The organism is bacterium (assembly GCA_016708315.1).
In the GTDB taxonomy this organism is placed as follows: Bacteria; Zixibacteria; MSB-5A5; order CAIYYT01; family CAIYYT01; genus JADJGC01.
The window spans coordinates 115,641-127,590 of record JADJGC010000004.1 but is presented as its reverse complement, the minus strand read 5'-3'; the positions used below and the strand labels follow the sequence as shown (position 1 = coordinate 127,590).

The window sequence follows — 11,950 nt, the reverse complement described above, 5'->3', positions numbered from 1 at the left end:
CCATTCTATGGACACGCCGAACACGGCGCCGTACCACCACCGAAAATGTAATTAATCAAGTACACAGCATCTGAGATTGTAATGGCATCGCTGCAATCTGCATCACCCGACAACAGTGGATCGGGAGCGGATCCACCCGCAAAGATGTAGCTGATCAAATAGACTGCGTCGGAAATGGTGACGATGCTTGAGCCATCGGCATCGCCGCAAACAAACGGCGGGTTGTTGATTTGAATGGTCAGGCTTACCGTGTCGGATTTGGCTGGAATGTGTGAATCGAAGACTGCAATAGCGAAACTGTACTCCCCGGATTGGCTGGGAATGCCGGTGATTGTTCCGAGTGAGCCACCATTAAACTTGCAGCCGGGTGGAAGATTGCCGCTTGTGTGAGTCCAACTTAATGGTGGGGTTCCACCCACCGAAGTCATCTTGTAAGAGTATGGCACACCCCGGTAACCGGCTGGCGGAGCATTCTGATAGCAGTGAATTTTGCCGTCACAGTGATCGCCGACACCGTCACCGTTTTCGTCCGGCTGATCCGGGTTTGCGATTGTTGGGCAGTTATCATCAAGATCGACAGTTCCATCACTATCACAATCAGGCTTCGTCCTGACAACGATTATCGTGTCGGAAAACGGAACGCCGTTATCCTTGACCGTGGCCACAACCAGATTAGTACCAATTGACAGGGGGACAACAGCGGTGAATGAACCGTCGGTCACGGGTATAACTGCTCCGTTGAGAGTGACCTCTATGATAATAGGATTTCCGGAAACGCCGGTAACAATCACGTTTTCGGTAATCACGTGAGTACCTTGCGGAGGCGCGGCGATAACCGCATTGTCTGAGTTGTGTTGGCGGTTCATAATGTCAGGAACGGCCGAAATGCTTGAACCGGGAATTAGCATCAACTCATAGGGATGACAGTAGTCCATGTATCCGGAAGCTCCTGTCGGGACCGAACGAAACTCGCTGAACGGCGGGAATGTCGCTCCAATAGATGAAGGATCAAAATAAAGCCACCGGTTTGCCAGCCAAACTACTGAGTACATGTGTTGACTGTAGCGCAATTGCCAGCGAGTTTCGGCGATAGCAACGCGGTCACGCGAGAGTCCGACTTTGTAGAGCATCGTCGTAAGAATGTGGGCGCGACTCATGCATGTTCCCCAGACGATGAACCCGTACTCGATATAGGTGGCGGCAATAGCTTCGATTGATGGATAGCCGTCATCGTAACTCATCATGTAATTCCATGCCGCTTGCACCACCGGATCGCCCGGGTAGGAGTTAATGTATCGGGCATTCGTCTGTAACCACTCCCAGACAAGCGAGCATTTCATCCAGATTACGGAATCGACTTCTGTAGGCGCGGAATCGGTGCCGATTGAAGCGAGCAGTGAGTCAATCAGCGCATTGTCGGCGTCAATGTTGGGAAAATCAAATTCGGTCACATCACTGCCAACGCGGTGACTTGCGCCATCATTAAGTTGGTAGTGCACCAATCCTTGATTCAGTGTCTCCGCAAGAAATCCAGAATCAGGCCTGTTCAAGAAGACGTTGGTTCCGGCATGTGGAGTCTGCATCAGCAAAGTTGTAGACTCATATCCTGGAGCCGAAGCGAGCACGGTGTAGTCGGTCAGATCAGCGATGGTTGGTGTTACATAATAGCCTGCAGAATCAGTAGTAACAGTGATTGCATTTGAAATGAAGTTGTTTCCAACGATTAACTCGGCACAAGGGATCGGCCAACCGGTGGCGGCATCATAGACGTGGCCAGTAAAGATACCGGCGATTGCAGATGCAGAGCAAATCACTATGCAGTTCACTATAGTCGCAACGGTCAATGCAAACGGTCTTGAGTATTTCACAGTATGAAACTCCATTTGTTATTCTGCAGTGGCTTGCGCGATCAGTTTTCGTGCAAACCAGAGCAACTAAACCAGTCGACACCAATGATAATGTAGTAGAATATCCATTATAAGCAGAAACTCCTCTTTTGTCAATTAGCAACGACAGTTCGACCGGAAGCATACCAGTAGATTCAGTGGGTGACTCTCGCTATTATGGGAGTAGCTTCCAACTTATGTCGTTCTTGAAAAAGACCGCAAACAAGACTTGGACGCGTAAGTCCTGACAAATTATATGGTTGTATGCATTGACAAATTCTGTGATGTGGCGAAGATTTGATATGATACCTCGGAAGCTTGGTAGTTTCACGTGAAACTGCCTGCGACGTTCCCGCTTGATTTTGGTGTGTTTACCGCGTATTATCTCCAACTACCATGAGGGATTTCGAAGTCATAGTTATTGGCGGCGGACACGCCGGAATTGAAGCTGCTGCAGCTGCAGCCCGAATGGGCGCTTCCACGGCACTGATCAGCGGTGATCTGGCCAAAATCGGCGAGATGTCGTGCAATCCGGCAATCGGCGGAGTCGGCAAGGGCCAACTTGTGCGCGAGATCGACGCCCTTGGCGGACTGATGGGCTATATCACAGATCGAACAGGGATTCATTTCCGAACTCTCAACAAGAGCAAGGGACCAGCAGTATGGTCATCACGGGCTCAATGCGACAGGAAATTGTATCGTGAGTTTGCCCAGGAAGTGCTCTTAGAGATTGAGAATCTGACTCTTGTTGGCGGAATGGTTGTCGGTATTGGCAATGAAGGCAACAAGTTCAGTCATGTAATATTAAACGACGGAAGAGAGATTTCCGGGACCGCGTGCGTTCTTGCCTCCGGCACATTCCTAAACGGACTCATCCACATCGGCGAAGAGCAAACCGCTGCCGGGCGAGTCAACGAGGCGCCTTCGCTCCACCTGTCAGAATCGCTGCAGAGTTTGGGATTCAAACCGGGTCGGCTTAAGACCGGCACCCCCCCTCGACTCGAAGGCAATACGATCGACTACTCGAAGATGGAACCACAACCGGGCGATGACCAATTCTTGCCGTTTTCGTTGCGGACTATAGGAGCGGTACAAAACCGAGTAAAATGCCACATTACCTACACAACTGCAGAGACTCACAAGATCGTGGAAGCCAATATCCATCGGTCGGCGATGTTTTCCGGTAATATTCAGGGCATTGGACCAAGATACTGCCCTTCGATTGAGGACAAGATTCATCGATTCCGAGACAAGGATCGACATCAGTTGTTTATTGAACCGGAAGGACTTGACACTTCAGAGATATACATCAATGGGCTGTCAACCTCCCTGCCGGCAGATGTCCAGTTGGAGATACTTCATTCGATTCCGGGCCTTGAGAATGTGATTATGAAGCGTCCGGGCTATGCTATCGAGTACGATTTCTTCCCGGCATTTCAAATAAAGCCAACGTTGGAAACGCGGGTGCTGGAGAATCTGTACTTCTGCGGCCAGATCAATGGGACTTCGGGATATGAAGAGGCCGCAGCACAGGGCCTAATTGCCGGAATCAACTCTGTTGCGAAGTTGAGAAACCATCCTCAGGTCATTATAGATCGCGCGCAAGCCTATATTGGAGTGATGATTGATGATCTGGTTACAAGAGTGTACCATGGAACCATACCGGATGTTCACTTCAAGAGCTGAATACAGGTTGGCGTTGCGGGAAGACAATGCGTACGACCGTTTGATTTCAATTGGACGGAGCTTTGGCTTGGTCACTGACGCTATGATGGAGCGCTATCTTGGCGATCGTGACATGCTTGATCTGGAGCACAAACGGCTGCACAAGACGTCGATTTCGGCTTCCCTTGTAGATCCCGACGCCAACGGCGACAAACTGCCGATGGGGATTTTGCTGAAGCGTCCGAATGTGAATTATTCCGATCTCGCCAAAGTTGATGAGGAGTGCGGAGCGTTTCCGGTACGACTTGGAGAACGGCTCGAGATATTCATAAAATACGCCGGCTACATGGAAAAACAACAGCGAGAGATTGACCGTTTCCGCCAGCTTGAATCGCGGAAGATTCCAGATGATTTCAATCTTGAGGCGCTTTCAGGCTTGAAAAAGGAGGCAATCGCAGTTTTGAAGCAGTATCGGCCAATAAACTTGGGGCAGGCATCGCGTTTAAACGGCATTACATTCTCCGATATCACCGTGTTGATGATTCACTTAAAGCGTCACTATGCCGGCAGTGTTTCACGTGAAACAAATTGATGAGCCCCCGCCACGCATACTCTGACCTTCTGAAGCTACTCTCACTCGGGAATGCGGCAGTCGAGTCGCAGATTGTGATTTTCCGAGACTACCTCATCGAAGTCAACCAGCACGTCAATTTAGTCTCCAGAAATAAGACCGAGTTCGTCATTGGGGATCTCATCTATGATTCACTGGCAATGCTGCCACTGATCGAGTATCCCGAAGGAGCATTGTTGCTCGACATCGGCTCAGGCGCCGGATTCCCTTGGATCATTCACAAAATCGTCCGTCCCGACCTACGGATCGTGACTGTTGATTCCAACCAGCGAAAAATCGAATTCCAGAAGAGCGCCGCTCGCAGACTCGGATTCACTGACTGTCAGTTCCTTTGGAAACGGGTTGAGGAGGTAGCTCCAATTGGATGCGATTTTGCAATTGCCAAGGCCTTTGGCTCGCTGGAACTGATCTGCGCGCTGGCATTGCCACATATCAAGCCTTCAGGTAAGCTCATCCTTCCTCGCATCGCGGGCGAAGCCGCAAGCTCCGAGTACGCTGGATTTAAAATCGAGAACTCCCAGGAATATCAGAGTTCGTCTTCTGGGCGCATTTCAAACCTCATCACTCTCAAGAAAATCTGATTTAATCGATCAAATCCAGAAGTTTCTATTGCGAAATTGCGGTAGAATCATAGATTAGCCTTTCGAACGGATTCGCGTACTCAGGAGGGATTTCTGGCCAAGATCTTCGCAGTTGTCAATCAAAAAGGTGGAGTGGGCAAAACGACCACAGCCATCAATCTTTCTGCTTGTATTGCCATTGCCGAAAAGTCGACTCTGCTTGTCGATCTTGACCCGCAATCCAATGCGACTTCGGGAATGGGTATCGACAAGAAGAATCTGGCGGTCTCAGTCTATGATCTACTTAGCGACAACAAGAGTGTTGAAGAGGTCGTGCTCAAGACCAACATCAAGTATCTCGACATCATCCCTGCGAACATCAATCTGGTGGCCGCAGAGCTGGAGATGGTGGAGCGCAACAATCGCGAGACGATTCTGCGCGACAAGCTATCCGCAATCAGGGACTATTACGACTATATTGTAATTGACTGCCCACCATCATTAGGACTCCTAACATTAAATGCATTGGTGGCGGCCGACCATTTGTTGATTCCGATTCAGGCGGAGTATTATGCACTCGAGGGGCTGAGCCAGTTGATCAACACAATCGGATTGGTGCAGCAGAACCTGAATCAGAAACTGACGATTGGTGGAATCTTGATCACGATGTTCGATCCGCGCCTCAACCTGGCTCGACAAGTGATGGAAGAAACGCGTAATCATTTCAAAGACAAAGTCTTTACTACGATAATTAACCGCAATGTCCGCCTGGGCGAGGCACCTTCATTCGGAAAACCGATTATCCTATACGATATTGGTTCGACCGGTGCAGAGAACTACATCTCGCTGACGGAGGAGGTCTTACGGATATGAAAAAACCGGCGCTGGGAAAAGGCCTGTCGGCACTGATCCCAACGGCTCCGGCCGTTCCAATCGCGACCCCGGTCGCAGTTGAACCGGAGCATGGCGATAGATTTCAGATGATTTCGTTGGATCAGCTGGTGGCAAATCCGAATCAGCCGCGAAAATTCTTTGCTGAAGAGAAGCTGAGTCAGCTGGCAGATTCGATAGCGCAGAAAGGCGTACTCCAGCCGATTCTTGTCCGTCCGGTCGGAGGAAAATACCAGATCGTTGCCGGTGAGCGACGCTTCCGTGCTGCTGAACGACTGGGATTGGCCGAGGTACCGGCGCGCATTGTTGAGGAATTGAGCGACCGCGATATGCTGGAAATCTCGATCGTAGAGAATCTCCAGCGAGATGACTTGAATCCGCTGGAATTGGCGGAAGGTTATCAACGACTGGTCAATGAATTCAACCTGACGCAATCGGAGTTGTCAACTCGCGTCGGTAAGGACCGATCATCAGTTGCCAATACCCTGCGGCTTCTAAATCTGCCGCCTGAAGTCAAAGAGAAGATTGCTGCAGGACAGTTGAAAGAAGGGCACGCTCGAGCGATTCTGGCACTGGAAGATGAAAAAGAGCAGCTGGAGTTGGCTCGTAAGATCATAGAAGAGGATCTCACGGTACGCGCAATCGAGGAAATCATCTATGGCGGCCAGCGCAAGAAACGCGGCAGAAGCTTGAAGCTTAAGACGCGCCCCATTGAGATTTCGCAGGCTGAAACTGCGCTTAAACGGAGATTGGGAACAGCGGTGACAATACAGCGCGGGCTCAAGCGCGGAAAAATATCGATACAATTTTACGGAGATTCGGATTTAACGCGCATTCTTGAGTTGTTAGGGGTAGAACTATAAATGTCAAGTCTTGGACAACAAATTACATTGATGTTGATATTCGAGACCGGCAAACAACCGGTAACGATCAAGTTTACCCGACTTCTCTATTACATAGTATTGGGTGTTGTCGGATTGCTGGTTGTTGTCTCGATAATAGGAACGTTTACTTATGCGAGGCTGATCATCCATTCCAATGAACGCGAGGAGCTGGTGCGGGAGAATGAAGAATTGCGCCGGCTGAATTCAAAGATCGTCTTGCTGGAAAGCAATCTGCAAGTTTATCGCAATATGCTTGGGCAAGTTGCGACTTTGGCAGGAATCGATTTGGCACAGTATGGCATGGAGGCACCGGAAGTTGGGGCCATTATCACTGATTCAACCACCATGGTTCAGGAACCGACTCTGATTACGGATCCAGTAGATACTTTCCAAGGACCTGTCGGCACGCCGAAGGGATTGCCAGTACAGGGTTTTGTCTCGCGTACGTTTCGGCCCACGGCGGACAATCCTAAGACGCGACACCTCGGTATTGACTTAGCGGTCAAACGCGGAACTCGCGTAATGGCAACTGCAGATGGCGAAGTCGCTTTTGCCGGATGGGACGACGCTTTCGGCTGGAAGGTAGTATTGAAACATCAAAATAGTGTCGAAACAATGTATGGACACAACGACACATTACTGGTAGCAACCGGTCAACAAGTGCGATACGGCCAGACGATTGCATTGTCGGGCAGTACTGGAGTCAGCACGGCGCCGCACGTCCACTATGAAGTGCGAGTTGACGGTTTACCGGTGGATCCGGAAGAATATTATGGTAAAAACAATAATTCCCAATCTCATTAAAGGAGAAGATGCGATGGCAGAAAATCTGAGCACCATCATCGGAAAAGATAGTGTTTTCACAGGCACATTGGAAGTCAAGGGCACACTTCGCGTCGATGGCAAGTTAAAAGGCAAGGTAGTATCGGATGAAACAGTCTCGATTGGCGCCACCGGCGAGGTTGAGGCAGACATTGAAGCCAAAGTTGTCGTTGTTGCCGGTACCGTTGTCGGAAACATCCATTCATCAGAAAAAACCGAAATGCAGGCTAAAGCCAAGGTAGTTGGCGACTTAGTGACAAAAAGCATCGTAATCGAGCAAGGCGCGATATTTCATGGCTCCTGTCAGATGAAAGGCCTAAAAGAATTCGAACAAAAACCCGATAATAAAATGGTAGATAAGAAGCCACAGCTCTAACCGAGTTGTAACAGTACGCCTTTGTGGATAACTTAAACAACAATGTGGAAATTGCCGTAACGCATTGATGAGCAACGTGATGTAGTCTGGACTTAACAGGACGATTTAAGGGTTATCCACAAGAGCTTGATTTGAGATTGTTTAGTATTTAATAAGGCGGACTCACTTTGGGCACATTCTTCCTTGTAGCTGGGACAGTTTTGTTCTTCAGTGGGCTGGCATGCCTACTATTTGTGTTTGTTTCGATAGCTCGCCGACTCAAAGACAATATCACCACGTCCGTTTACTTCCGCAGCAAGCGCTCAGCACGACCGTGGATTCTCTCCGCCGCCGGAATTCTCTTGATAGTTGTAGCTCAGGGCTGCTATTGGTTCAACGCCGAAGTCAGTCGCTTCACACCTTTCGGCGAAAATCCTCCCATGGCAAACATTGGATTCATCTATGAAGAATTCAAGCAGCCGCGCATGGTGGTAAAATCAACCGATCAGAATAGTCTGGAAACCTCGGAAATGGTGCCGTTCACAGCGGACAGCATTGCTATTGGAGTCGAAGTCGTTCGCTGGAAGAAGGTCTGCCAGGTACTCGGATTGGTGGACTGTTATCGAATGAATGGCATATACTATCTCCACGGGCCGGACGATACCGTTTTGACTCTGACCAGACTTCCAAATCACGAACTCAACGGCGGACAGTCAGGGTTCATCTGGCTGGTGAACGCTATCGGGTCGACCTTTCCCGGGATGCTGGATCTTCGCTTCTCTCAGCCGATCGTCACCGACGGCAATTTCAGTTACTCGTTGCAGATATCTCGCGACGCAGTTCTCACATCGCGCCTGGTTGACAAAACCACGGCAGTGAATTATTCTAAATAGCTGAAAACAAATTTGGTCAGGCGCGTCATTTGTCCGTATAAGCGGTTATGACGCTTGCGACTTGCGCAGTTGGTTTCCCCCAGCTTCTTCATTGCTCCAACGGGATTCCACAGAACGTTCCAAGTCCCACAATTAGACGGTATTGTTCGGAGGAATAAATGGCAGATCAGATCAAAGAGTCCGCAGATTTACAGGCGGTAGAAAAGCTCAAGGACGCGCGGACGAGAATCAAGGCGGAGATCGGCAAGGTCATTATCGGACAGGATCGTGTCGTTGATGAGCTATTGATCGCCTTGCTTTCCAACGGGCATTGCCTCTTAGTGGGAGTTCCGGGACTGGCAAAAACACTCCTGATTTCAACTCTTGCTCGCGTGCTTGATCTGAAGTTCTCGCGTATCCAGTTCACGCCTGACCTAATGCCATCCGACATAACCGGCACTGAAATATTGGAAGAAAACAAGTCGACCGGTCAGCGCGAATTTAAGTTTGTGAAAGGGCCGGTTTTCGCCAACATCGTTCTTGCTGACGAGATAAACCGTACGCCTCCCAAAACACAGGCGGCGTTGCTTCAGGCAATGCAAGAGCACGAAGTGACAGCATCGGGCCATACATTTAAGTTGGATGAGCCGTTCTTTGTGTTGGCAACGCAGAATCCGATCGAGCAAGAAGGTACTTATCCGCTGCCGGAAGCACAGCTTGACCGCTTCATGTTCAATATCCACGTTGACTATCCTTCGTACGAGGAAGAGCACGCCATAGTTAAATCGACAACTGCGGTGATGCGTCAGGATGTCGGCAAGATCATGAGCGGGAGCGAAATTCAGCAACTTCAGCAATTAGTGCGCAAAGTGCCGGTATCGGATCATGTCATTGATTATGCGATAAAGTTAGTTCGTGCCACACGCCGCACCGAAGGCCAAGTCCGCGATTACATCGCGAATTGGGTAACCTGGGGTGCTGGCCCACGTGCTTCGCAGTACCTGATCTTGGGCGCCAAGACCAACGCCATTTTGAGCGGCCGATACACGCCGTCAATTGAGGATGTCCAATACGTTGCCAAACCGGTCCTGCGCCACCGAATTGTGACGTCGTTCAATGCGGAGGCTGATGGCGTCGATGCATTGCAGATTATTGACAAGCTGTTGGTCGACGTAAAAGAGAAATAGCCACTAACCGCGAGCCATTCCAAGAGCGTGCCAGTTGCCGGAATCCTGAGTCGTCAGCGCCTTCGACAATCGGACGTGGGCTCAGGAAATTCAGTTTTGGGCAGATTTCAGTTACTCTGGCAAGAATAATTTATATATTCCCTCCCCTAAAGCATGCTATTCAATCAAATAAGGAGTAAACGTGACATTCAACAAAGCTCATCGGTCTTGGGGTAAGAGACTGCTCGGCGCACTGTTAGTATTTGGATTGGTCGCCGGCATCGCTTGCGGTCAAACGGCGAGCGACAATTCCGAACAAATCGTGAAACAGTACTTTGACGCAGCTCGTGCTGGCGACTGGAAAGCCTGTGGGCTCACGGTTCATCCGGCGGAGCTGGGCAAGTTCAAGGGTACGCTGGTGCCGTTGCTTACCAACATCAAGAACGCAGGCAATCCGGCGGATCCGCTTCTGCCGTTCTTTGCTGGTGCGACCGATTGGGATGGAATTACTTCAAAGGACTCGCTGGAGTTCTACTCAAGCACGATGAATTGGATTACCAGCCTGGCTCCTCAGATTTCGATGATGATCGCCGGTGCAGAAGTACAATTTGTAGGGTCGGTTGACGAGGGTAAAGAATTGCGGCACCATGTGTTTCACATGAAGTTGCAGGCCACTGATGCGGAAGCTTCCACTGACGTCGTTTCAGCGCGCAAGTCGGGTGACAAGTGGATGGTTGTCTTGGGTGGAACGATCAACCAGTTGGCAGGACTATTTCAGCGTCGATAATTGAATTTGTAATTGATAAGACGCTAACAACTTAGCCCCCAGTCGAGCGAGAGCCACCGGGGGCATTTGTTTTTTAGGTTAGTCTATTGGTGCTGGTGTAAACAGACAAGATGGAACTGAACTGAAGCCCGCCCAGAAGTTAATCAAAGCTACCAAATCGCTGACATTGACACGCCGGCTGCAATCGCAATCGTACACGTACGTCGGGCATTCAAGCGGCGTACCGAGGAAAATGGCATTAACTAAGGCAGCGGCATCCGCGATGTTAACTTTGCCGTCCAAGGTTGGATCTCCAACGCGATACTGATACTCAAACATTCCGATGTCTTCCCTTGAACCGCCCAACGGATACGTCTTGGGAAGATCAGTACCGGCATCGACAAGACGCGAGTCACAACGAATCTGAAAGTCAAAAGCAGCCGCGTCGGCATATTGCGGATTGACCAAGATGTTATCGAAAATGTCTGCAGAATCGAGGTTGTAGTTGCGTGACTTGCTGTTATCGCCGAGAGTGGCATCACCACACCCGATGAAGTTCGCAACTTGATTTTGGTAGAAATTGGAGTTGCTGATCTCCCACAGACCGCCGCTGCAGAAGATTCCGCCGCAGATCGGCGACGAATTGTTCGTGATGCTATTGTTTGTAAACAGCCCATACGAATTTTGGATACAAATCGCACCGCCATTTCTCTCGGCAATATTGGCGTGGATGACATTGTGATTGACCCTGATCCAGGAGCCTTGAAGCCACAGACCGCCCCCATCACGTGATGCATTTTGAGTAAAGGCATTGTGTTCAATTGTCGGATATGAACTTCTGACGGCAATTCCAGCGCCCACTAAAGCGCTGTTGTTTCGGATTATATTATATCGAATTTTTGGGCCGCTTGAATTGCTCACAAGTATGCCGCCGCCGGCAAAGCTGCCAGGAATCAGTGTACCGACACCGTTGCGAATAGTGAATCCAACCAGCGCCGCGAGCGTATCTTCCTGGGATATGAATCTGACGACGGAACCAGAGTCAGAATCGCCGGGTTGGCTGCCGTCTATAATTGTCTGATTAATGATTGCCGGGTTGGCAGTCAGCAGGAATTGTGATGCGACCATAATCGATTTGCCGCGAAAATCGATATTCTCGAAATAGATTCCCGGGGACACAATGACAGTATCACCGGCAATGGACACATTAATTGCGCCCTGAATTGACGGGTAGGTAGCGGGGACTTGAAGCACCCGCGCAAATAGTGAAGGGGATAGAATCCCCACCGCCGATGCGATCAACAGCAACGTACGAAAAAACAAATGTCTCTCCCTATCGGCCAGTAGGGTCTTAGGTAATCTAAGCAATTGCCAGCTTTTAGCAACCGATTAAAACCTCACGCCGAAGAATTAGCAAATGGGAATTGCGCCGACCATTGGCACGGTCGCGTC

Annotated in this window: 10 protein-coding genes and 1 pseudogene; 9 read left to right on the top strand and 2 right to left on the bottom strand. The window is 49.9% G+C overall.

Annotation, left to right across the window (positions count from 1 at the left end; genetic code table 11):
- Positions 1-5 precede the first annotated feature (5 nt).
- On the bottom strand, positions 6-1,868 hold the full coding sequence (locus IPH59_05860; protein ID MBK7091232.1) for a carboxypeptidase regulatory-like domain-containing protein: 1,863 nt from the start codon (positions 1,866-1,868) through the stop codon (positions 6-8).
- Between the two features lie 414 nt (positions 1,869-2,282).
- Here IPH59_05860 and mnmG point away from each other — a divergent pair.
- The 9 genes and pseudogenes from mnmG (at position 2,283) to IPH59_05815 (ending at position 10,519) form a co-directional block, all read left to right on the top strand.
- Positions 2,283-4,143: pseudogene (gene mnmG, locus IPH59_05855) on the top strand (tRNA uridine-5-carboxymethylaminomethyl(34) synthesis enzyme MnmG).
- The gene (rsmG, locus tag IPH59_05850; GenBank protein ID MBK7091231.1) at positions 4,143-4,763 is read left to right on the top strand and encodes a 16S rRNA (guanine(527)-N(7))-methyltransferase RsmG; all 621 of its coding nucleotides are present in this window, start codon (positions 4,143-4,145) and stop codon (positions 4,761-4,763) included. The pseudogene mnmG and the gene rsmG overlap by 1 nt, the downstream one beginning before the upstream one ends.
- A gap of 93 nt (positions 4,764-4,856) precedes the next feature.
- On the top strand, positions 4,857-5,615 hold the full coding sequence (locus IPH59_05845; protein ID MBK7091230.1) for a ParA family protein: 759 nt from the start codon (positions 4,857-4,859) through the stop codon (positions 5,613-5,615).
- Positions 5,612-6,496 carry a ParB/RepB/Spo0J family partition protein gene (locus IPH59_05840; GenBank protein ID MBK7091229.1) on the top strand — a complete coding sequence of 295 codons (885 nt, stop codon included), beginning with the start codon at positions 5,612-5,614 and terminating at the stop codon, positions 6,494-6,496. Before IPH59_05845 ends, IPH59_05840 begins: the two co-directional genes overlap by 4 nt.
- A complete protein-coding gene (locus IPH59_05835) occupies positions 6,497-7,321 on the top strand; it encodes a M23 family metallopeptidase (protein MBK7091228.1) in 825 nt (274 codons plus the stop codon).
- Positions 7,322-7,334: 13 nt separating this feature from the next.
- Positions 7,335-7,715 carry a polymer-forming cytoskeletal protein gene (locus IPH59_05830; GenBank protein ID MBK7091227.1) on the top strand — a complete coding sequence of 127 codons (381 nt, stop codon included), beginning with the start codon at positions 7,335-7,337 and terminating at the stop codon, positions 7,713-7,715.
- Positions 7,716-7,882: 167 nt separating this feature from the next.
- A complete protein-coding gene (locus IPH59_05825; GenBank protein ID MBK7091226.1) occupies positions 7,883-8,587 on the top strand; it encodes a hypothetical protein in 705 nt (234 codons plus the stop codon).
- Between the two features lie 158 nt (positions 8,588-8,745).
- Positions 8,746-9,753, top strand: coding sequence for a MoxR family ATPase (locus IPH59_05820; GenBank protein ID MBK7091225.1), 1,008 nt, complete (start codon positions 8,746-8,748; stop codon positions 9,751-9,753).
- A 181-nt stretch (positions 9,754-9,934) separates the two neighbouring features.
- Positions 9,935-10,519: a hypothetical protein gene (locus IPH59_05815; GenBank protein MBK7091224.1), complete on the top strand. Its 585-nt coding sequence runs from the start codon at positions 9,935-9,937 to the stop codon at positions 10,517-10,519.
- Positions 10,520-10,597: 78 nt separating this feature from the next.
- On the opposite strand, the gene IPH59_05810 is transcribed toward IPH59_05815, so the two are convergent.
- A complete protein-coding gene (locus tag IPH59_05810) occupies positions 10,598-11,821 on the bottom strand; it encodes a hypothetical protein (GenBank protein MBK7091223.1) in 1,224 nt (407 codons plus the stop codon).
- Between the last annotated feature and the right edge of the window lie 129 nt (positions 11,822-11,950).

Coding starts and splice junctions, on each gene's coding strand:
- rsmG (MBK7091231.1), top strand. CDS start 4,143: ATGAGCCCCCGCCACGCATACTCTGACCTTCTGAAGCTACTCTCACTC.
- IPH59_05820 (MBK7091225.1), top strand. CDS start 8,746: ATGGCAGATCAGATCAAAGAGTCCGCAGATTTACAGGCGGTAGAAAAG.
- IPH59_05830 (MBK7091227.1), top strand. CDS start 7,335: ATGGCAGAAAATCTGAGCACCATCATCGGAAAAGATAGTGTTTTCACA.
- IPH59_05835 (MBK7091228.1), top strand. CDS start 6,497: ATGTCAAGTCTTGGACAACAAATTACATTGATGTTGATATTCGAGACC.
- IPH59_05840 (MBK7091229.1), top strand. CDS start 5,612: ATGAAAAAACCGGCGCTGGGAAAAGGCCTGTCGGCACTGATCCCAACG.